The organism is Infirmifilum tikiterense, assembly GCF_054696565.1.
In genome coordinates this window covers 1702430-1722885 of sequence record NZ_CP182482.1, presented here as the reverse complement: position 1 = coordinate 1722885, position 20456 = coordinate 1702430, and the positions used below count along the sequence as shown (strand labels likewise).

The window sequence follows — 20456 nt, the reverse complement described above, 5'->3', positions numbered from 1 at the left end:
GGTTTAATCGCGCGAGTTACATGGGGAGTCACTTCATCCTGATCCTTTCCCCTGCAGGTGGTGGAGGAGAAGAGCGCTTTGCTGAAGAGGATGAGAGGCGGGCAACTCTGCTCAGCTTCCTGGCTCTGGGGATGTGAGGCGGGCGAGCTTGTTGAGTACGTCGGTCCTCGTGACTATCCCCTTAGGCCTCGCGTTCTCGTCCACGACCACAGCTCGCCCCGTCTTCTTGGAGGCGAGGATCCTCATAATGTCCAAGATGTCTGCGTCCGGCCTAATCGTGGGGACGCTCCTCTCCATGTAATCCCTGACCTTGGCGTTGAAGTCCCGGGCAAGGTAGGCCTCAGCGACATTAGAGGCAGTCACGATGCCGCACAGCCGGCCTTCCGAGTTGACCACGGGTAGGGCTCTGATGCCCTTAGCGAGCAGGACCTCTGCTACCGCCCGTAGCTCATCGTCTTCTCGCGCAACGATGGGGCTAGGGGTCATGACCTCTGAGGCCGTTATCCTCGGAACGGCTACGAGCGAGTCGACTGATACGAGGACCTCCCTCCTCCTGTAGTCAACGCTCCTGACCCTACCTGTGACCAGGATCCTGCTCCAGGATGTCGGGCCTACGCGAACCCTCACGCCCTCCCTCAGGTTGTGCAGGCTACCAGCTATCCTTAGAATTGCTTTCACGCCTGTGGGGTCGGTTAACCCGACGAGGTCCAGCTCCACCGCGTACACCCCGCTGGGCGCGTCGTCCACGACCAGCTGCAAGGGCTCCCAGAGGCGCTCCAGGGCTTGGGGGGACCTCACGCACTCAAGGCCCTTCACAGTGGGCACGTAGCCTCCGTTGGGTCCCGTCCGGGCCTCCACGAGGCCCAGCGCTTTTAGCGCTGCTACGGAGTTCCTCACGGTGCCGTCGCTCTTGTTTAAGCGCTCGGCGATCTCCGAGCTGGTGACTGGGCGCTTGTAGGCCTCGTAGAGCTGCACTATGGCTACGAGGAGCTCGAAGAGGCTTGAGGAGAGGGCCATACTTGAGTGGATTCAAGTATTAAAAGGTATTAATACTTAACGACAGTCTCATCACTTTTCGACAATAAACTAAAAAGAAAGGTTTTTGCCCCAGTAGAATGCGTTGAAAATGTATGACTCTAGCCAGGATTCGCTACCTTGTGAGGCAGCTCAGCAAGAAATACAAGGCGATTGGACGCGTCGCGGGCAAGTACCTTGAAGCTGGGTTCAGCGTGAGGATAAACCACCCTACACACCTCGGCAACGCTCACATAGTTGCTCAGGGGAACGGGCAGAAAATACTCGTCGAAGTCTACTACTCGTCAAGCCCCTTGAAGGCTGAGGACGTTCGAAAGGTCGCTGAAAAAGCCAAACTGCTAAAGGCGAAGCCGGTGATCGCGCTCTACGGCCGCAGAACACCGGTCACGCCAGAGGCACTCGCCGAGGCGGCTAAGCTGGGCGTCAAGGTAAAGCGGGTCAGATTGTAGTTTAACAGCGAAAAGCTGATAAACCTCCATAGAGTGTTTTTACCGAATCCCCGGGTAGCGTAGCGGTATCGCGGCCGGCTGTAGGTCGACCCGCACGGGGACTGGGGCGTATCCCTTGGATGAGCCCGTGCCAGCCGGCTAGAAACCGGCAGGTCCCGGGTTCAAGTCCCGGCCCGGGGACTCATCGCCCCCATTGTCTCCTTTCCCTTCGGCGGGTTTGAAGCTTAGTCGTCTTCTCAAAACGCTCCCAGTGAGTTTACCTGTTTAACTTATAGGAGGTCAAGGCCGCACTTCAGCTGTTCCAGCCACTTTAGGGCTTTCTCCACGTTATCTCTACCCCTTATGATGGCCCCGTGCTGCGGGACTATGAGGTCTATGTCCAGCGCTTTAACCCTGCTCAGCCAGGCTTGAATCGCCTTGTTGCCAGCCATGTAGCGCTTGTGGAACGGCTCCATGTACTGTATGTGCGCTTGAAGGTCTGAGACGAAGTCATATTCCTGGCCCTCGGGCATCAAGGAGGCAAAGAGGTCCCCGGAGTAGAGAATCCTCGAGCACGGGTCGTATATCTGGAAGTTGCCCGGCGAGTGTAGGAAGTGGGCTGGCACCAGCTTGAGGCTACAGTCGCCTAGCCGCAGCTCTGCCCCTTCATCGGGGACTAGGTGGAACCTCTCAGTGGGGTTTACCTCTGCTGGGAACAGGTGGGGCACGAAGCGTGCCCAGAGCTCGGGTAGCACTATCTTAGCGTTGGGCAGAGCCGTATACCAGCTCGCCGCAGCCCCGACGATGTCGGGATCCTGGTGTGAGAAGAAGACATACTTCACCTTAGGAGCCGGGACGACGAGCGACACCTCTGATACGAGCTTCGAGAATACCACCCGGCCTGCAGGGTCGGCTAGAAGACCCTCACCCGAGTCCGCTATTACAATCTGGTTGGTTTGAACGTGGCCCCTTGGGGTGAACCCCCTGAAAACAACTACTTTATGCTTCTCATCGGAGTAAAGCGTTATCACGGGTATCCTGAACCCTCCGGGTTTTATAAACCCTATCCTTGAGCTGTTCATAAACCTTCTAGCGCAGACCCACGGGCATTGTATCCAACACCATTGCACGAACCCCCAGTAACATTTTTTTACAGAATACTATTTATTATTCCACCGCTAGCTTTAAATGTGCGCTTAACTGAACACCCCATCCTGGAGTTCAGGCGCGAGAAACCGGTGCGCTTCAGCTTTGACGGTAGGGAGCTGGAGGGCTTCGAGGGTGAGAGCATCCTCGCAGCCTTGTGGGCTAGCGGGGTCAGGAGCCTGAAGCAGGGCGAGGAGCCTCAGGGTCCTTACTGCATGATCGGCTACTGCTCCGGCTGCATGGCAAGGGTCGACGGCGTCCCGCATGTGCGCACGTGCCTCGAGCCCGTCAGGGAGGGGGTCAGGGTTGAGACAGATGAGCCTTTCCCCAACCCGGCTCCTCGCGCATACCGCGCGGAGCCCGCTGAGTGGGTTGAGACGGACGTGATGGTTGTCGGAAGCGGGCCTGCCGGTCTATCCGCGGCCATCGCAGCGGCGGAGAGCGGGTTAAGGGTGGACGTGTTCGAGAGGCACTTCAGGCCTGGCGGGCAGCTGCTCAAGCAGACGCACAAGTTCTTCGGCTCGGGGGAGCTATTCGGCGGGTTGAGGGGGTTTCAGATAGCGGATAAGCTGGTCTCCAGGGCGGAGTCGCTGGGGGTAAGGATTCACACTGGGACCAGCGTGATAGGCTGGTTCAGGGAGAGGGTTTTCGCCGCCGTGAAGGGCGAGAGGCTACTGCTGGTTAAGCCCAGAGCGGTGGTGGTTTCCACGGGGGCTGTGGAGAGGTTTCTCGCATTTTCCGGCAACACTCTTCCAGGCGTGATGGGAGCAGGAGCGGCTCAGACTCTGATGAACGAGTACGGGGTTAAGCCGGGGGAGAGGGCCGTCGTGGTGGGCGCGGGGAACGTTGGGCTGATAGTCTCCTATCAGCTCCTTCAAGCCGGCGTGGAGGTTCTAGCCGTAGTCGAGGTCATGAGGGAGATTGGCGGGTGGCTGGTCCACGCGGCCAAGCTGAGGAGGAGGGGTGTCCCGATACTTACGCGGCACACCGTCGTCAGGGCGGAGGGCTCCGGGAGGCTGGAGAGGGTGGTTGTCGCGGAGGTCGACGAAGGCATGAGGCCCATTGAGGGTACTGAGAAGGTGTTCGAAGCCGACCTTCTGCTCCTGGCGGTTGGCCTCACGCCGGAGGCTAGGCTCCTGGCGCAGATGGGTGCGAGGATGGTCTGGTCAAGCGAGCTCGGAGGGTACGTCCCCTACAGAGACAGGTACATGGAGACCAGCATCCCGGGTGTTTACGTGGCCGGCGACGCGTCCGGGATCGAGGAGGCGACCACGGCCATACTTACGGGCAGGGTTGCGGGGTACTCGGCGTCGATAAGGTTGCTCGGCGAGCGCGGGGACCTGGTGGCTAGGCGCGAGGAGACTCTCAGGAAGCTGGAGGAGACCAGGAGCACGCCGTTTTCGGCTAAGGTGCTGAGGGGGCTGGGGAAGGTGGTGGTGGGTGGGGTACAGGTCTAGGGGCTTTATCGAGCTTGAGGATCTGCGGAGAGAGGGCTTCGTACCGCCACGCGACGTCGTTGAGGGCAAGGTGGTGGCTGTATCCGAGTGCATAGAGGAGATCCCCTGCAACGTGTGCCAGTCCCTCTGCCCTGTTAAGGCGATAAGGGTTGAGGGATTAAGGGGCAGGCCTAAGGTGGACTGGGCGAGGTGCACGGGCTGCGGTATCTGCGTGGGGGGTTGCCCGGGCCAGGCGATGTTCCTCGTCGGCAGAGACGGCGATGGCTACTTGGTGGGCCTCCCCTACGAGTTCCTGCCTAGGCCGAAGAAGGGGGATGTCGTCGAGCTTCTGAACAGGAGGGGGGAGCCTGTAGGGCGTGGCGAGGTTTTGCGGGTCTTTGATATTAACAAGACCCTTGTGGTATTAGTCAGGGTTTCGGGGGATCTAATATGGGAGGTAAGGAGCATAAGGGTAAAGTGAAAGCGTACATATGTATGTGCGAGAAGGTCACAGTAGAGGACGTTGACAGGGCTCTCGAGGAGGGGATCACCGACATCGAGTCCCTTAAAAGGAAGCTACGAATAGGCATGGGTCCGTGCCAGGGAAGGTTCTGCTTCCCTCTTCTGATTTCATACGTGAGCAGGAAGTTAGGCATCCCGCCCGAGAAGCTCGCCTACCCCGTGGTGAGGCCTCCCCTAGAGCCCGTCCCCGCTGGAGTTTTCCTGCAGGTGAGGAAGGAGTGAGGTACAATGTTGTCGTCGTGGGGGGCGGTATCACTGGGCTTTGCACAGCCTACAGCCTAGCTCTCAGGGGCGCGGGGAGGGTCGCGGTTTTCGAGCGGAGCTACCTAGGCTCTGGCTCGACTTTCAGGTGCGCTGGCGGCATCAGGGCGAGCTTCACGAGCCGGGAGCACATAGTGCTCATGAAGAAAAGCATCGAGCTTTGGGCCAAGCTGGCGCAGGAGCTAGGGGTAAAGTACGCGAGGAGCGGGTACCTCTGGCTCTCCTCGACTGAAGAGGGGCTCGAGCGGCTGAAGAGGTACATGAGGATACACAACGAGAACGGTTTGCCGACACGGCTCGTCGACGAGGGGTTCATACGGGAAATCGCGCCCTACATAAGCACAGAAAGGCTGACTGGAGCGCTGTACGACCCGCTCGCCGGCAAGGCAAGCCCCTTCGACGCCGTCTACAAGCTCTACTCCGCGCTCCGCCGCTTGGGAGTCGAGTTCAGGATCGGGGAGAGCGTGGTTGAGGTGGAGGCAGAGGGCGGCAGTGTTAAAGGTGTGCGAACAGACCGCAAGAGAGTGCAGGCAGATGCTGTGGTCCTGGCGACAGGGCCGTACATAAACGAGCTCCTCAGGCCCCTCGGGGTCGACCCGAGAGTTACCCCCGTACCGCACCACGCCGCCGTGACGGAGGAGTTTGGTAGACTCTTCGACCCGCTAGTCATCGACTTCGAGAGCGGGGCCTACGCGGTGCAAACCTTCCACGGCAACCTCCTGATGGGCGTCGAGGTTCCGGAAGAACCCTTCGCGCCGCTGGAGGTGAGGCTCGAGTTCCTCTGGAGGGCCGTGAAGGAGTGGTCTAAGTGGATGCCGTGGCTACCTCGGGTGAACATTCTGCGGTACTGGCCTGGCTACTACGAGGTTACGCCAGACCACCACCCCGTCCTCGGCCCCGTAAGCGGTTACGAGAACCTCTACATCGCGGCTGGGTTCAGCGGACACGGGTTCATGATGGGGCCTGTCGTAGGCGAAGTCATGGCGGACTGGGTTCTGAGCGGCGAGCCCGGGATCCCCGAGGCGAAGAACCTGGTCCTCGAGCGTTTCCAGCTGGGCAGGCTCGTCCACGAGCTCGCGGTGATAGGTTAACAACGTTTTTAACGGTCCGTAAGCTATTCCCCGAGGGATTTATGAGGCTGGACTCGCTCCTCAAGACTTACCTCGTTCTGAAGGCGGTTCTTCAGGGCAGAAAGCTCGCGCTGGTCGATGAGGGCGACCCAGACGGCATAGTGAGCGGCGCGCTCTTCAAGATGAAGCACCCCGACGGGGTCGTCGTTCTAGCCTACCCTGGGGAGGTTCAGAGGAGCATGCTCATAAGGTCAGTGAAGTGGTACTTCGTCGCCGACCTGCCCTGCCCCGGGAAGGCGGTCTTGAGGGCAGACCACCACCTCACGAACCCACCCTGCGCCGAGAAGGAGTTCTACGACCCCAACGCCCCCGCGTCGGCGGTTTTGGCACTCAAAGCGCTGGGGCTGGACGGCGACCCTCTGGCCTCCAAGCTCGCAAGCTTAGCCGTCGAGACGGACACAGCTAACATAGTCTCCCAGGAGGCGATGGACCTCGAGGCCGCAGTGAAAGGCGCGGACTACTCCGGTAAACTCTACCTCATCGATCTCCTGGCCTCAAAGGGGCTTGACGCCTTAAACGATGAGAGGATCAGGGGGTTCATCGAGAGGTACGGCAGAAACAGGGGAAAGACCGAGGAGGTCGCTAAGTCCCTGAGCCCCCCACCCAGGGAGGCGGTTGTCGTCTTCGAAGGAGATGAGGGTCTCTCGTACAGGTACCTGACCATCCTCCTGGAGAGAGCTGGAGCGGAGTTCACGTTCGTCCTGGTTCCAAAAGGGCTCTTCAAGTACAGGGTTTACGCAGGGGCAAACCCGTCTTCCAGGTACAATGCCGCCAGCGTCGCAGCTAAGCTCGGAGGAGGGGGGCACAGGTTCGCGGCCGGCGCAACGTTTCGGGCCCTGAGCTTAAGGAGAGCCTTAAACAAGGTCGCACCTATCCTGAAGGAGGAGCTCCGCTCCGACAAGCTAGAGGTAATTATTGTGCGTAAAGGCGGCACACATAGAGAAGTGCTCTAGACATGCCGTCGATCCTGGTTACGGGCTTGCTGCCGCTCTCCCGTGGGAAGACTTCCCTCGTGCTGCTCCTGGCACGAGCACTCTCCGAGCTCGGGGTTCCCGTGGCCTTCTCGAAACCAGCGGCAATTGGAGACTACACGAACGACTACGAGCTACTGCCCGGCTGGCTGGAAAGCGGGACGCTCTACCCGCGCGAGTGGCTCGCGGCGCGAGAGGCGGGCTTCAAGCTTAGGCTCGAGGAGTTTAACCCGCTGTTCATACTGGTAGCGCCGCTGAACCTGAGCTTGTTCTTCAGGGAGGGCGTTCCATCTGCGATAATCGCATACGAGGAGGACCTCGCGAGGAGGACCCTCCTTGCGCGGTTTTATACGGCTTCTAGCGGGGAGCGGGCGACCCAGGTTCTGGTGAACAAGTGGGCGCAAACGCGTGGAGTGCTCCTGGTGGATAAGCGTCTTATGGAGAAAGCAGTGAGCTCCTCTGAGAGAGTGCTCGAGGTGGACAGGCCTGAGGCTCTAAGAGGCCTCCTCGTTGACGCGCTGACAAGGGCCGCTGAGCTCGCTCTCGAGAACCTTAAGCGGAGGAGCGTGGTCCAGGTGCTTGAGGGAGTGTCTGACTGGGTTTTTACAAACGTGAGGTACGACCTGGTGGTAGCCGTCCACCAGAGCCAGGCTGTCTTTTTCGACGGCTCAAAGATCACGCGAGCGCTTGAGGTTACAGTCCGCGGGGCTGTATACGAGAGGGTTAGAACCCTGCTGGGGCTCGTCTCGCCCCTTGAGGTCTTGAGGTTCACGCCAGCTCTGCCGGGGGAGAGCCTGGAGGATGCGGTGAAAAGGAACCCTAATGTCGTCCATCGGGTAGTCGATTACCTGCTAAGGGAGAAAGCGGAGAAATAAAATAAGGAAAGAGAGTAGAAATACCTCTTTTCTCTTCTAGAGTTTTTTGGCCATTACGACGTCGTCCTCGTAGGCCGAGAGGGCGTCCACGAGATCCCAGTAAACTCTGTTTTCCCTGGTGAAGAGCGAGTACCCCAAGCTTCTGAAAAGCCTCTGTGATGCCGTGTTGCTAGCGACAGTGCTGGCGGCGCTGTAGAGGCACCTCTCCCGTTTGAAAAGCTTCTCAGCCTCCAGCACGAGCGTCCTGCCTATGCCCATGCCCCTATACTCTCTGTCCACTGCCAGGAAGTACACCACGCCTACCTTCCCGTAGCCCTCCACGAAGGAGGTGTAAACCTCAGCAACGCCCACTACCCTGTTGCCAAGCTCGGCGACAAGGACGAGTGTCTCATCCATGTCCCTTATTGACCAGTAGCGGTACGAGCCTGTGAACGACTTCCTGAGTATCCTCACGACGGCGAGTTTGTCCGTAGGCGTTGCGATGCGAACCCTTACTTTCAAAAGACTACTACTGTCCTCCTCCAACGACTCCATGATTACACGCTCATTTCTTCAGAGCTTGTAGTCTCTCCACAAGGGTGTTTATATCCTTTTCGACTACCCTTTCCAACACTAGGTAGAGCTCTTTCAGGAAGCCCGGCGAGCTTAGAACCCTTCCATAGAATACAGGCTCCACGGAGGGCAGAACAACCTCGAACCCCGAAATTCTCCTGAGACCCTTCATTCCAGCGACATCGGCAGGGCTCCTGGCCCCGGCTAGTATATCGGAGAGAAGAACCAGGTCGTCGATGGCGTCCGTGAAGAGGGGGTAGTAGACCTCGCTGTCCCTAAACACCCTGTCGTAGCGTCCCCAGAACATGGGGCCCGTCAGCGCCCGCCTCACTTGTCTGGCGCTCTCCTCGCTGTCCAGCCTCAGACTCTGCAGCAGCTCTACCGCCTTAGCCGCTGAGGGGAGGTGCGAAACCCTCTCCAGCCTCTCTGCAATGCGCCTGGTTAACTCAGCGTATTTGAACATGCCCCACCTCTTTGCTGCGAACTCGGTGGCTATCCTCTCGAGTACGCGAACCGCCCTCTCGACTCCCTGCCAGTCGACGAAAGCCGGGGTATCCATGTCGGTGTGGTACACCGGTAGCACCTCAGGGAACGTGTGCGTGGTCGTCGAGGGGATGCCTTTCATTGTGAAGCTGAAGCTATCGAAGATAACCTGATCGGGGCAGATCCTCGCGGAGCTTCCAATAGCATCAGCGATGCCCTCTTGGACGTCCGGGGTTGACGCTGAGACGCGAACCTCCCTTCCCCCAAGAGTGTCCACGTTGAGGAGCATGCCGAAGTCGTCCAGGAGGCCGGTCTTCTCGAGGTATTCCGCGAAGCTCCGCGAGCCCCAGATCCAGTACCAGGGGCTGTACCCTGGAGCGCCGGATTCCTCAGAGCCGAAGAAGATGTAGCCGGCGCTGTCGCGTAGCCTCTCGGCTAGGAGCATCACCACTCCGACGCCGAGCACGTCATCCGTGAAGCCCGAAAGCCACTTGTCGATGTGCGCCGAGAAGACCGGTCCCTCTAGCGACCCGGCGTACACGACCCTGCTCCTCGAGTAGTGGTCAACTTTCGTGTCAACCCTGACTAGGAGCTTCTCCCCCCTGTGGGCAAGCTTCAGAATCCTCAATCCATCCTCCAGGCTAACAGCCACGGCAGGGATCGGTGGAGGCGTCCCTTCTGTGAAGCGGTAGTCGGTGTTCAGGGTTAGGACCATCTTCCGCAGGCGGTTGGGGTAGTTGTCCATGAAAACAACAGCCTCAGCTCCCGCCCTGACAGCCCGAATGTACTGCCACTCCGCCTCGTCGACCTTGCTGAAGAACTTCACTAGAGCTATCTTACCTGAAAGATCAATAGACGCCCACTCATCCTCCAGGATCCTCCCCCCGACGTAGACGACCTTACCCTCCGCCTCGCCGGGCAGGCTGTAGGGGAGAGCCACGCTCCGGAGTTTCAATCCCTTGAAGCCAACCTCCACGTAGCGCTCCTCCCATGACAGGGCTTCAAACTCGTAGACGCCGGTCTCTAGGCCGAGCGACTCGAGGAAGGCGCGAAGGTTCTCTGAGATAGCTCTCTCCTGCTCAGAGCCCGCTACAACATCACTCTGAGGGGTGCCCGCCGCAATGGAGGCGAGTTTCTCAGCGATGCTCACGAAGTAGCTAGACCGGTGCGGTGATAAATGTATCGCGGAGAGCCAAGCCGGTAACCGCGCCAGACTAAAGTATATTTTCCACAGTCCCCACGTTTAGGTGATGAAGAGCGCTTTCGAAAAAATTAAAGCGGCGCTGGACAGCATCGATGACGCAATAAGCCTGCTGAGGGAGGTTGCCCGAGAGGACAAGAAGCTCGCCGCAGCGCTGGAAGATACCATATACTACCTTGAGGAGGCTGGTGAAGCTTTGAGCAACATCCTCGAGGACAGCTACTCTTCAGGGGGGTGAGTGGGGCGGCTGACGCTGGTTAAGCCCGCTAACAGGACGTACATTACAAGGAGCATCACAAGCAACGCCACAGCACTCGCAATGATCAGCAGGAGGGGCTCCGCGCCGTAGCCAAAGCACACGGGGATTGGTCCAATGAGGATGCAGCCGCCCACGCTCACAGATGCTTGCTGTGTTCCCAGTAGCGCCAGAATCATTCCGGTTAAAACGAGGAAAACGCCGAGCAGGAATATCAGCGCGCCGGCTCTCTCCATCCTCACCTTAACCACCCTGATGTGAAGGCGAAGAAGATAAAAGCAAGGGCTGTCAGGACTGCCGCTAAAACGATAAGCCACTGAGTGCTTTCGGCGTCAGAGCCGACTACTATGGGTAGGGGGCCGATGATGATGACTGCCCCGCCCTTCACACCCTTCTTTCCCTCGACCGCCGCGGCTATGATCAGCGCGAGCCCGATGAGAACCATCAAGAGCCCCAGGGCTACGAGAGCCACCGCTATAGACACGTAATGAATAATTCTCGAAGCCGATTTAAACCCTTCTCGGAGATAAACGTGTTCGAGCACGAGAAGTGCCTCACGTGCGGGCTGTGCTGCCGCGGCACGGAGATGGTACTTACCCCGTCGGACATAGTCAGGCTTGAGGCGCTGGGCTTCAAGAGAGACCTCTTCGTGGAAGTTCGGGGAGGACTGCCCCGGCTGAGAAACATTAACGGCCATTGCGTGTTCTTCGATGAAAGAAGTGGCAGGTGCCTGGTCTACCCTCAAAGGCCCACGGGTTGCCGCGTATACCCCCTGGTCTTCGATGAGGAAAAGGGAGTCACCTTCGACCGCGAGTGTCCTCTCTCCGCCGAGTTCAGCGCCAGGAAGCACGAGGTCGTTCAAGCTGTAGCAGAGCTCGAGAAGATACTCAAGGAGCTCGAGAGGTCGTACGGTTACAGGGTGAATTGGAAACTATTCAGCGCCACGTCGAGGCGCCTCACGTAACTCCTGGCGCATCAGCTCTGCCACGCGCTTCATCACCTGCTCGTGGAACCTCGCTATAAGGGCGCGCTTATCCTCCATGAGCACCACGTCGCTCAGGCCTTCGAGTACTATGTTGTAGGCGAAGGGGCTGGGCGTGTCGAGGATTGAGGTTTCGACGATCGCGATCTTGCCCCGGTGGACTTTCTCAAGAATCTCCCTGGCGTGAGCTATGTCCATGTAGTCCTCGAGTATCTCCCTAAACGTCTCCTTTAGTATCGGGAAGTCCTCCCACTTCTTCACGACTCTGAGGAGCGTCGAGGCGCTCATTTGCTGCTTCTCGACGCTGATCTCGTGGCCCTTGTAGTTCCGCAGGATCATCAGGCCCCGCGTCGCCACGTGGCGGAAGCGCCTCCTCATGAGCTCCGTGTTAATGATGGATTTTTTGAGCACGTCTTCAAGCTCCTCGGGCTTGAGGTCGGTTAGCGCCACTTTGGGCTCAACACCTCGAGGGTAGATTAGCGCGAAGCCGTTATCGTGCAACGCGATGCCGATGTTCGATCCTGTTTTCTTGGTGGCGATGTAGGCGAGGGCGTGGCTGAGGGCGTCGTTCGTCCTCCTGCCCACGAGAGTATGGAAGACCTGGTGTATTCTGCCCTGATCGTCCCTCCACTTCTCCACTAGGATCACCTTGTCGCTAGGGTACTCTTTTACGCCCAGCGAGCGGAGGAAGTAGTAAATCTCCAGGAAGTACCCGACTATGGCTTCAGCCGAGTTGTCGTCGACCTTGCACTCCCGCTTCAGGTACCTCTTTATCTCGTCGAGGTCTCTACCGGACTCTATCCACTGGAACATCTGCCCCCTGAACTCCGCGATTTTGAGGGCGAGATCGTAGCTCAGCGGGAGCATTTCGCTGAACCACGCCGGTATTGTCGGCTTCTGCTCGAAGGCTGGCTTCACGAACGCCACCATGCCGTCGCTCTTGACGAACTCGTACACCTTGCCTCCCAGCACGAACCTGTCGCCTGGGAAAAGCCTCTCTAGGAACTCCTCCTCGATGTTTCCGACGTACTTCTTCTCGGTGGTGTAGACCCTGACGCTCACCTCGTCGGGTATCGTCCCGACGTTGAGTGAGTAGATCACCCTTGCGTACTTCCCCCGCCTGCCGAACACACCTTCCTGGGGGTCGAACCATATCTTCCCGTACACCTTGTAGTTCTCCAGCTCGCTGTACCCCCCGGAGAGGAACTTCAGCACGTTCAGGAAGTCCTCGTAGGGCAGGTCGTGGAAACTGTAGCTCCTCCTGATAATCCGGTAGGCGTCCTCAACCCTCATCTTGCTCTCGATCGCCATTCCCACAACGTGTTGCGCGAGGACGTCTAGCGCGTTGCGCGGTATGTGGATCCTGTCGAGGTGGTGCCTGTAGGCTTCTCTGACCATCACGGCCACTTCCACGAGGTCATCCCGGTCCACGCACACCATGATCCCTTTACTCGTCTCGTGGAGTCGGTGCCCGCTACGCCCTATCCTCTGCAGGCACCTGGTAACCGACTTTGGGGACCCCACCTGGACCACGACGTCAATGTAGCCTATGTCTATGCCCAGCTCAAGGCTCGTGCTGCTCACAATCGCCCTCAGCTCGCCCCTCTTCAGCTTCTCCTCCACGTCCAGCCTAACGCCCCTGGAGAGGCTACTGTGGTGAGCGGCTATCGCATCCTCGGGCACCCCTCCCCGCTTCCTGGCGAGCATTTTGAGGTGAAAAACCACCCTCTCGGTGCCGCTACGCGTGTTCGTGAATATCAGAGTCGTTCGGTGGCTCTTCACGATGTCGTAGAGAAGGTTGTACATAGCCTGAGTCACTTCCTGCGCGGGGGTGTGGATAAGGTCCGAGACCGGGGAGCGAACCTTTATGCTCTTACGCTTCGCGTAGCGGGCGTCCACGATGACGCACTCTCGGGGAGTGCCGTCGTCGCGGTATCCCACGAGGAAGCGAGCAACCTCCTCGAGCGGGTTAATGGTCGCCGATAACCCTATCCTGACGAACTCGCTACCCGTCAGCTCGCGCAACCTCTCGAGCGAGAGGGAGAGGTGAGCCCCGCGCTTACTCTCAGCCAAGCTGTGAACCTCATCCACGATAACCCATCTAACCGTCCTGAGCTTCTCCCTGAACTTCGGGGCCACCAGGACTATGGCGAGCGTCTCAGGGGTGGTGATGAGAATGTGGGGCGGCTTCCTCAGCATGTTCTGCCTCTGCGTTGTGGTCGTGTCTCCTGTCCTCACCACGTGCCTTATCTCCGGGACCTCCACTCCCTTACTGGCGGCGAGCTCGCGTATCTCCCTTAGGGGCTCCTCAAGGTTACGGTATATGTCGTTGTTGAGCGCTCGCAGGGGTGAAACGTAGAGCACGTAAACGGTGTCCTCCAGCTCGCCCCTCGCCGCCATGTTGAACAGCTCGCATATAGCTATGAGGAAAGCCGTGAGGGTCTTCCCGGTTCCCGTCGGGCTGGACACGAGGACGTTCCTCCCCTCGTGTATGGGCATGAGCGCGAGCTTCTGCGGAGGGGTGAGGTCGGTAAACTTCGAGTTAAACCACTCGGCTACAAGAGGGTTAAGTACGCTGAGCACCTCCTCCTTCGTGTACTCCCTCGTGGCGTAGACGAGACCTTCCGCAGACACAGGCACTCCTCCTTATCTGCCCCCACAGGCCCCTTAAATCTTTGTCATTTTTCTATAACCTCGGGGTCACCGACGGGGGCTCCGCATCGACATCTTCGGGCCTGCCCCTCGATGGGCTTCCGGGGAGGAGTAGCCAGCGGCCACAGCGCCCATTTGGGGCATCGGTGGCCAACCGCGGAATGAGGCTCTGGTCGTCCTACGGTTGCAGGGTGCTTAAGCGGTAGTGCCTCGCCAGCTTTTCGACGAGCTCCTCGACCTCAGCTTCGTCGAGGAATAGCTTTAGCACGTGGAGCGCCGGAACGGTATCGCGATTGAACTTCATGTCTTAGCCCGTTTAACGCGTTACCCCCTCCCTATTCTTTCTGACCTCCTTCAGGTTACCTCCACAGAGCAGGTAACGCTTTGAGGGCAACGTCATCTCGATCGTCAAGACTCCGTGGAAGACGAGGGTGTTCTCCGGCCTCCTTGCGAAGCTCCTCAGCGTCCTCTGTAGGTTGCTGTTGCGGAGCGACTCGTCGAATGAGAAGCCCACGAAGACTATGGCCTTTTCCTCTGGGCTCCCTTGCCACCTTTGCAGCTGCACTGAGCGCTGTAGTCTTGCGCGCAAACAAACAGCACTGCTCCGCCCACGGTCTTCCCGGCCCTCTCTTTATCCCATATCCATACGAGCGGAGCGCGAGCCTGGGGCACTGTCATCTTTGACCTCCGCGGAGTTCTAGCGAACTCCTTGAAGTGTTACAGGCTACGTGAGTCCGACTCTTAGGGTGGTAGGAGAAGGTTTTGGGAGTGCTTCCTGTCTGAGAAGTATATAGATCTCGACAGGCCCAGGAGAGGAGTACATCCAGATCTTAAAGGGCTATACAGCCGCTGGCGAAGTAGCGGAGAAGGTGTTCAGTGCATCTTCTAAGCTGCCGAATACGAATATATCGTGCTTCTTTGAAAGCTTCATGTAGCCTATGCCTGCGCGGCTCTCCTCAGGTATACTTTCTATGCGTTCGCGTAGCTCCTGCAACGCTTCTGGAGGCATACCAGACTCCACGCCTCTCTCGTACTCCATCCAGTACACCATCTTCTGGAAAACACCAGCCTTAGTCCCGTTCACATATATCATTGAGCCTCTGTCGGCGAACAGCATGATCATCTCCTTAACCTCTTCTCTACCCGCATTCTCTGCAAGCCACTCATCACTCAAAACAAGCACCGTGGATCTGCCCGCATACCGCAGAATTTCCGGGTTGAAGCCGCTGTACACGATCACCTTATCAACTCTACCGCTGAGCCTCTCAGCAATCACTCCGGCGAATTTCCCGAAACCCAGAACCACGACTGTTACATTAAGCTTGGTAATCCTCGGAGGGATCACCGGGCGAGTAGCTGATGATGCGTAGTTATATAAGACCACTGCAATTACAATAGTCGCAAATACGAGGACTAACACTACCAGAGCAATGTATCTTGTTCTTGTCATACTGTCTATATCTAACTAAATTCTAATTAATAAACGTTGTCTAAGATTCATAAAAAGGAGGCTTCATTGATGTTATAAAGGCTTACACCATCGAAGAAAAGCGAGCCCACCTTAGACTCAAGCCTAGTGGACGCGCCGTGCTTTTAGCCCTCGGGACGGTCTGCGGTTCGGAGAGAGTGAGGGAGAAGAGAGTTAGAGAGGGATTCGAGAAGAATAGGTGCAAAGCCCTCGTATACATTGTCCTAGACCTCCTAGCAACTGCGCTCCGTGCTCTCTACGGAGAAGCTAGGGGAGAGGCCTGGGTCAACCTCCTTAAGCCTTGGGACATGACTCTTCGCAGGTGTCTTATGGGTTGACAAGAAAAGTGACTTGGGCCTGTTGCTGCGGTGGATCAAGAGGACTCCCAGCCTTGGCATGCCAGCCCGCGAGCTTGAGCCTATCTAGAGGAGCTGTCTGCACTCGAAGTGCTTAAAGTAATGGCCATTACGCTGTATTTCTCTACAGCCTTCGTTGAGGTCGTATACCAGGCATGCATGGAGGGGGATAACAGGTCTAGTTAGGGGCTCACCGATCTCTGGCAGAGGGGATCATAGGGGGAGAGGCTTACCCTTACTGCGAGGCCGCTGGAGCTCAGGATGGGGGTGTGCCGGGGCTACGTGAAGATCGCAGCCGTGCTGCTGGCCAACTTCTACCCGGGCGGCGAGGTCTACCTGCTCAACTTATCGTTGCACACGGCCAAGGCGTGAGGCTGGGCGGGAGGGTGTACGTCCTCGACCAGAAGCTGCCCGTACCGGTGTATGTGACGTGGCTCGCCAAGTGAGGCAAGGAGGAGGCGCGGGTGCATAAGGAATCCCGGGAAGAGCTAAAGATAGCATTGCTACCTAAAAACGGTTCACTGAATTAATCGAAGATCAGGTGTCAGATACCCCAGGACCAGCTCACCGCTCGCGCTTGCATGACTGTCATCATCACCCTTTAGCTCGGCAAGCGGTATTTTAATAGGTTTCGCGCTATGCTAGCGGGGAGTATGGTCAGCGAGGTCGTTGCGAGGCGCAGAAACGCGTTCAACGTGGAGCGCAGGCTGGTGAAGTTGCTCTCGGCGAATAAGGAGAACCACGTGTTCAGGGTCCCGGTGAGCGGGGTGGGCGAGAGCTTCCCGGACGTCTTCATGGTGAACAACGTCGAGGACAGGATAGTTGCCTTCGAGGTGAAAGCGACCAGCGGTAAAAAGGTCAAGGTTAAGAGCTTCCAGGTCTCGAAGCTCTACCGTTTCCTCGAGGCGTTCAAAAAGTACTCGAGGAGAGAAGCCGTGCTGGCTGTCTGGTTCTCGAGCGAGCAGAAGTGGGTTTTCAAGCGCGTGGACGGCCTCTTCAGCGAAGACATCGTAGTGCGCTCAGATGAGGCGAGCGACTGGGAGCCGAACGTCAAGATGAGAAGAAAGGCTTAAATTATCGCTTCTTAAAAAACTTTTCGATGATCGCGGTGGCTGAACGCGTCGGAACGCACAGCCACATTAGGGGGCTGGGCGTCAGAAATGGAGAAGTTCTGCCCGTCGGAGACGGCCTAGTCGGCCAGGTGGAGGCCAGGAAGGCTGCTTGGCTCGTCGTGCAGCTCATCAAAGCTGGGAAAATGGCCGGTCGCGCCATCCTGCTGGTTGGCCCCCCGGGGACGGGGAAGACGGCGCTGGCCGTCGCTATAGCCCGCGAGCTCGGGGCGGAGACGCCATTCATGGCCCTCTCCGGGAGCGAAATCTACTCCGCGGAGCTGAAGAAGACGGAGGTCCTCATGCAGGCCATGAGGAAATCTATAGGCGTGAGGATCAGGGAGAGGAGGTGGGTCTACGAGGGTGTTCTCGAGAAGTTGGATGTGCGGTACGACAGGCACCCGCTCAACCCCTACTCCCAGGTCCCAGTCGGCGGTACGATCACTCTGAAAACCGACAGGGAGACGCGGAGCCTGCGCGTCGACTCCAACGTTATTTACCAGATTCTATCGAAGGGCATCAGCGAGGGGGACGTCATCTGGATCGACGAGGAGACTGGTAGGGTTTCGCGCGCGGGGAGGGCTAAGGGCTACGGCGAGTACGATGTGAGGCCCCGGGACCTCGTGGACATCCCGACGGGCCCGATCTACAAGGAGAAGGAGTTCGTCTACACCTTGACGCTTCACGACCTAGATGAGATGGAGAGCCGGAGCGAGAGCATACTTTCGATCTTCTTTGGCGCTCCCTCGGCTAAAGAGATCCCGCCGGATGTGAGGGCCAGGGTCGATAAGACCGTGAAGGAGTGGGTTGAGTCGAAGAGGGCGGAGCTGATCCCTGGGGTCCTCTTCATCGACGATGCTCACATGCTTGACATCGAGGCGTACAGCTTCCTCTCGCGGGCGATGGAGAGCGAGCTGAGCCCGATCATTATACTCGCTACTAACAGGGGGTTCACGAGGATTAGGGGGACGGACATCGAGGCCCCTCACGGGATGCCCTTGGACCTCCTAGACAGGCTCCTCATAATCAGGACGAGACCCTACACTCCTGACGAGATCAGGGAGATCATCAAGATCAGGGCGCACGAGGAGGGTGTGGAGCTCGAGCCGGATGCCCTCGAGGAGCTCGTAAGGCTGGGGGGCGAGAAGAGCCTCCGCTACGCCACCCAGCTGCTCGCTCCCGCTAGGCTGATGGCTGAGCAGAGGGGGAGAAGCAGGGTAACGAGGGAGGACGTCGCCGAGGTTTCTCAGCTCTTCATAAGCACTAAGGAGTCTTCGAGCTACCTTAAGGAGCTAGAGGAGAAGATGCTCAAGTAGGTTCACCGGTTTCGCCTCAAGGCAGAGATTATTTCTTTTCGGAACGCTAATAGCGTTAGAATAGCCACGAGCTGGCTGAGGTCGAGCGTGGGTGGGCTGTTGCCCACCGTGAAAATCAGCAGCGTAACCGTTACCGGGATGCGCGTCGAGACAATGAAGAGCGTCCAGTAGTGGAAGGCCACAAATGACGCCGCCGAGCCCAGGAAGAACTCCTTCAGCCAGTACCGCTTGTCGCTGTAAAGGGCGCCGCTCAGGAGCCACAGGATAATCGAGGCCGTCGCGCCCCGCCAGGGGACGTACCAGATAAAGGTGCTCGGAACGGGGTAGACGCTGAGGATGCTCTCGAAGGGTATGGCTGTGAGAGTGGAGGCGATGAGAGCGGGCGAGACAACGAGGACCAGATCCCTCACGAACTCTTTAGACAAAGCAATCACCTACGGGAATGGGAGCAAGCCGAATATGTTCGTGGAGAGATAAATGTTCACCGCTACCAAAGCCACCGTGTACAGAGTTGCCGCGCCCGCCGCGAACCTCGCCTTCTGCTCACCTATAAGCTTCTCGAGTAAAGCCTTGAAGATGCGCCCGCCGTCCAGCGGGACTATGGGAAGCATGTTTATCACGGCTACGCTTGAGGTAACCATCAGACTCCACATGAGAAGGTTGTAGGCGTTCTCGTCGCTGACCGCCTGCTGTATTTGGACACCGAGGAAGCCTCTTGAGGCGTTCCCAGGGTGGGTGGCCAGGGTGAGCGAGAAGGTCAGCTCGCTCCGGCCTCGTAGGACCGTAAGGTTAACCTTTTCGCCGGGGTGGAGCCCAGCCATAACGTTCGTGAAGGTCTCCAGCGTGGGCGTCTTAACTCCGTTCACGCTGATTATGATGTCCCCTGGCTTCAGGGAGCTCGCGGCCGGGTACCCCGGCATAACGCCCGTGACCTTCACACCTACAGGTTGCACAAGCGCAACCATCAGAGGCAGTAGGATGATGAAGGTTAGGATGTTGGCCGTGCTCCCGGAGGAGAGCACTCTGAGCTTCGCCCTGAGCCCTGCCTTCTCGAGCTGGTCCTCGTCGATCTCGGCGAACCCACCGGGAAAAACCGCGGCCAGGAAAAGCCCTGTGGACTTCACCCTTAGGCCCTCAGCGCTCGCTGTCAAGGCGTGCGCCAGCTCGTGCGGTGCTATAGCCACGAAAACCGCCAGGAGGAAGTAGGGAAGAACGTCTAGACCCACCGTCAGGCCTGGAACCACAGGCGACACGGGGCTCGCGGTCTCGGGGTGCGCGAGGAAGCTGATAAGGTTCCGGTGGAAAAAGTACAGGCCGTAAACCATGAGCGCGAAACCCGCGACGGCGGACAAGTCCCCAAATACCTTCACTGCCGTTGCGTGCCTTTCAGCCACTCTGGCTATTGAGCGGTTTAACTTCTCTGTCCGGTAGAGTATAACTCCTCCCTCGAGCTGAAGGCCGAGCTTTTTTAGGGCTTCAGGTCTCCGCCGCTGCACTACGAGGACAGCTATGTAGATAGCCGCAACTACCAAGAAGAAAGCGACGCTGCTGTTAAAACTCGATATCAGCCTGAACGCCACAGCCGCTAACCTCGTAGCCGAAGTCGTAGCTGTTAAACCTCTTTAATATCGTTTTCCTGGCTTCCATGCTTGTGGAGTGTAAGGGGAGCACTAGCTCAAGCCCGCAGCGAGCGAGCCTTCCGATAAAACTCATGTTGAAGACGTCCCTCGAGGAGATGTTGAGACCTCCGATAAGCCCGATAATCCTGCCTAAACCCACTAGCTCGGCTCCGAAAGTTCGCCTAAGCCCGTGCACGCTGCAGCCGACCAGGACAAGCCACCCCTTAGGCGTCCTCAAGGCTAGCCCCTGCTCGTTCCAGTAAGAGTCGCTCGGCAATACAAAAACGCCGGGAAAGCCCTGTAGCTGGGAAAAATCCCTGCTCGTTCCCGAGAGAGGGGGAGGCGGTAGAACTCGTGGCGTGCTAGGGAAGCCGCTCTGGAGAGCGCCGATGTGGTGAAAGTGCGGCAGGCTCCCGAAGACAGCATCAGGATTCAGGTCCACTCCAAGGGTCTCCGCGTTTCTAAGCAGCACACGGTAGCTGGGACCTGTGTCGAAAAGCAGTTTCTTCACTATCCCTTCCTCGTACTCGACGCTCACCAGCACGGAGAGCCCGTGGAGGGGGAAAACCCCTTCCACTGCGGGTATGTCGTCGACGAGCACATCCAGGTGTATGCGTGATATCGTATCCATGGTCGCTAAAGCTTATCAGGCTCTCGG

25 protein-coding genes and 1 tRNA gene are annotated in these 20456 nt (G+C 58.2%); 13 read left to right on the top strand and 13 right to left on the bottom strand.

The features are described 5' to 3' along the window. Positions 1-111: 111 nt before the first annotated feature. Positions 112-1017 carry a CBS domain-containing protein gene (locus tag ACNO7C_RS09465; protein WP_460024841.1) on the bottom strand — a complete coding sequence of 302 codons (906 nt, stop codon included), beginning with the start codon at positions 1015-1017 and terminating at the stop codon, positions 112-114. 113 nt (positions 1018-1130) lie between these two features. Between ACNO7C_RS09465 and ACNO7C_RS09460 the strand changes: the two genes are divergently transcribed. After that, positions 1131-1484 carry a hypothetical protein gene (locus ACNO7C_RS09460; RefSeq protein WP_460024840.1) on the top strand — a complete coding sequence of 118 codons (354 nt, stop codon included), beginning with the start codon at positions 1131-1133 and terminating at the stop codon, positions 1482-1484. 48 nt (positions 1485-1532) lie between these two features. Continuing rightward, positions 1533-1664: transfer RNA gene (locus ACNO7C_RS09455), tRNA-Tyr, on the top strand. A gap of 89 nt (positions 1665-1753) precedes the next feature. On the opposite strand, the gene ACNO7C_RS09450 is transcribed toward ACNO7C_RS09455, so the two are convergent. Further along, positions 1754-2494 carry an FprA family A-type flavoprotein gene (locus ACNO7C_RS09450; protein ID WP_318536755.1) on the bottom strand — a complete coding sequence of 247 codons (741 nt, stop codon included), beginning with the start codon at positions 2492-2494 and terminating at the stop codon, positions 1754-1756. A gap of 159 nt (positions 2495-2653) precedes the next feature. Between ACNO7C_RS09450 and ACNO7C_RS09445 the strand changes: the two genes are divergently transcribed. Genes ACNO7C_RS09445 through ACNO7C_RS09420 form a run of 6 tightly spaced genes read left to right on the top strand, consistent with a single transcriptional unit; the run spans position 2654 to position 7804 of the window. Further along, positions 2654-4066, top strand: coding sequence for an FAD-dependent oxidoreductase (locus tag ACNO7C_RS09445; RefSeq protein WP_318536754.1), 1413 nt, complete (start codon positions 2654-2656; stop codon positions 4064-4066). Continuing rightward, a complete protein-coding gene (locus tag ACNO7C_RS09440) occupies positions 4050-4526 on the top strand; it encodes a 4Fe-4S binding protein (protein ID WP_318536753.1) in 477 nt (158 codons plus the stop codon). The genes ACNO7C_RS09445 and ACNO7C_RS09440 overlap by 17 nt, the downstream gene beginning before the upstream one ends. Beyond that, positions 4496-4789 (top strand): (2Fe-2S)-binding protein, encoded by a 294-nt coding sequence (locus tag ACNO7C_RS09435; RefSeq protein WP_326403653.1) that lies wholly within the window; start codon positions 4496-4498, stop codon positions 4787-4789. The genes ACNO7C_RS09440 and ACNO7C_RS09435 overlap by 31 nt, the downstream gene beginning before the upstream one ends. Beyond that, entirely contained in the window at positions 4786-5919 is a 1134-nt protein-coding gene (locus ACNO7C_RS09430; protein ID WP_460024839.1) for an NAD(P)/FAD-dependent oxidoreductase, read from the top strand. The genes ACNO7C_RS09435 and ACNO7C_RS09430 overlap by 4 nt, the downstream gene beginning before the upstream one ends. Positions 5920-5960: 41 nt before the next feature. Then, positions 5961-6911: a DHH family phosphoesterase gene (locus tag ACNO7C_RS09425; RefSeq protein ID WP_460024838.1), complete on the top strand. Its 951-nt coding sequence runs from the start codon at positions 5961-5963 to the stop codon at positions 6909-6911. A gap of 2 nt (positions 6912-6913) precedes the next feature. Next, complete coding sequence (locus ACNO7C_RS09420; RefSeq protein ID WP_460024837.1) at positions 6914-7804, top strand: hypothetical protein; 891 nt, start codon at positions 6914-6916, stop codon at positions 7802-7804. A gap of 36 nt (positions 7805-7840) precedes the next feature. Here ACNO7C_RS09420 and ACNO7C_RS09415 read toward each other — a convergent pair whose 3' ends face one another. Next, positions 7841-8338 (bottom strand): GNAT family N-acetyltransferase, encoded by a 498-nt coding sequence (locus tag ACNO7C_RS09415; RefSeq protein WP_460024836.1) that lies wholly within the window; start codon positions 8336-8338, stop codon positions 7841-7843. 10 nt (positions 8339-8348) lie between these two features. Beyond that, positions 8349-9989, bottom strand: coding sequence for a M28 family peptidase (locus ACNO7C_RS09410; RefSeq protein WP_318536747.1), 1641 nt, complete (start codon positions 9987-9989; stop codon positions 8349-8351). Positions 9990-10089: 100 nt separating this feature from the next. Here ACNO7C_RS09410 and ACNO7C_RS09405 point away from each other — a divergent pair, with 100 nt between their 5' ends. Further along, positions 10090-10278: a hypothetical protein gene (locus ACNO7C_RS09405; protein ID WP_460024835.1), complete on the top strand. Its 189-nt coding sequence runs from the start codon at positions 10090-10092 to the stop codon at positions 10276-10278. On the opposite strand, the gene ACNO7C_RS09400 is transcribed toward ACNO7C_RS09405, so the two are convergent. Both ACNO7C_RS09400 and ACNO7C_RS09395 read right to left on the bottom strand, forming a co-directional pair. Further along, complete coding sequence (locus ACNO7C_RS09400) at positions 10260-10532, bottom strand: TIGR00304 family membrane protein (protein ID WP_460025930.1); 273 nt, start codon at positions 10530-10532, stop codon at positions 10260-10262. The two genes, ACNO7C_RS09405 and ACNO7C_RS09400, sit on opposite strands and share 19 nt — an antisense overlap. Positions 10533-10534: 2 nt before the next feature. After that, a complete protein-coding gene (locus ACNO7C_RS09395) occupies positions 10535-10780 on the bottom strand; it encodes a TIGR00304 family membrane protein (protein ID WP_318536745.1) in 246 nt (81 codons plus the stop codon). Between the two features lie 48 nt (positions 10781-10828). Between ACNO7C_RS09395 and ACNO7C_RS09390 the strand changes: the two genes are divergently transcribed. Continuing rightward, a complete protein-coding gene (locus ACNO7C_RS09390; protein ID WP_318536744.1) occupies positions 10829-11260 on the top strand; it encodes a YkgJ family cysteine cluster protein in 432 nt (143 codons plus the stop codon). On the opposite strand, the gene ACNO7C_RS09385 is transcribed toward ACNO7C_RS09390, so the two are convergent. The 4 genes from ACNO7C_RS09385 to ACNO7C_RS09370 all read right to left on the bottom strand — a co-directional run bounded on the left by ACNO7C_RS09385 (position 11228) and on the right by ACNO7C_RS09370 (position 15380). Next, on the bottom strand, positions 11228-13912 hold the full coding sequence (locus ACNO7C_RS09385; protein ID WP_460024834.1) for an ATP-dependent helicase: 2685 nt from the start codon (positions 13910-13912) through the stop codon (positions 11228-11230). The genes ACNO7C_RS09390 and ACNO7C_RS09385 overlap by 33 nt on opposite strands. Before the next feature lie 196 nt (positions 13913-14108). Continuing rightward, a complete protein-coding gene (locus ACNO7C_RS09380) occupies positions 14109-14234 on the bottom strand; it encodes a hypothetical protein (protein WP_326403648.1) in 126 nt (41 codons plus the stop codon). 12 nt (positions 14235-14246) lie between these two features. Next, a complete protein-coding gene (locus tag ACNO7C_RS09375) occupies positions 14247-14495 on the bottom strand; it encodes a hypothetical protein (protein WP_318536742.1) in 249 nt (82 codons plus the stop codon). A 273-nt stretch (positions 14496-14768) separates the two neighbouring features. Next, on the bottom strand, positions 14769-15380 hold the full coding sequence (locus ACNO7C_RS09370; protein WP_460024833.1) for a hypothetical protein: 612 nt from the start codon (positions 15378-15380) through the stop codon (positions 14769-14771). Between the two features lie 176 nt (positions 15381-15556). On the opposite strand from ACNO7C_RS09370, the gene ACNO7C_RS09365 reads away from it, so the two are divergent. The 3 genes from ACNO7C_RS09365 to ACNO7C_RS09355 all read left to right on the top strand — a co-directional run bounded on the left by ACNO7C_RS09365 (position 15557) and on the right by ACNO7C_RS09355 (position 18179). Next, a complete protein-coding gene (locus tag ACNO7C_RS09365) occupies positions 15557-15736 on the top strand; it encodes a hypothetical protein (protein ID WP_460024832.1) in 180 nt (59 codons plus the stop codon). Positions 15737-16407: 671 nt separating this feature from the next. Next, positions 16408-16827, top strand: coding sequence for a PDDEXK family nuclease (locus tag ACNO7C_RS09360; RefSeq protein WP_318536739.1), 420 nt, complete (start codon positions 16408-16410; stop codon positions 16825-16827). A 26-nt stretch (positions 16828-16853) separates the two neighbouring features. Further along, the gene (locus ACNO7C_RS09355) at positions 16854-18179 is read left to right on the top strand and encodes a RuvB-like helicase (protein ID WP_460024831.1); all 1326 of its coding nucleotides are present in this window, start codon (positions 16854-16856) and stop codon (positions 18177-18179) included. A gap of 2 nt (positions 18180-18181) precedes the next feature. Here ACNO7C_RS09355 and ACNO7C_RS09350 read toward each other — a convergent pair whose 3' ends face one another. From ACNO7C_RS09350 to ACNO7C_RS09340, 3 genes are read right to left on the bottom strand one after another with little or no spacing between them, the layout of a single operon-like run. Continuing rightward, positions 18182-18604, bottom strand: coding sequence for a hypothetical protein (locus ACNO7C_RS09350; protein ID WP_460024830.1), 423 nt, complete (start codon positions 18602-18604; stop codon positions 18182-18184). Between the two features lie 9 nt (positions 18605-18613). Next, complete coding sequence (locus ACNO7C_RS09345; protein ID WP_460024829.1) at positions 18614-19759, bottom strand: site-2 protease family protein; 1146 nt, start codon at positions 19757-19759, stop codon at positions 18614-18616. Continuing rightward, positions 19731-20429 carry a hypothetical protein gene (locus ACNO7C_RS09340; protein ID WP_460024828.1) on the bottom strand — a complete coding sequence of 233 codons (699 nt, stop codon included), beginning with the start codon at positions 20427-20429 and terminating at the stop codon, positions 19731-19733. The genes ACNO7C_RS09345 and ACNO7C_RS09340 overlap by 29 nt, the downstream gene beginning before the upstream one ends. Positions 20430-20456: the final 27 nt, after the last annotated feature.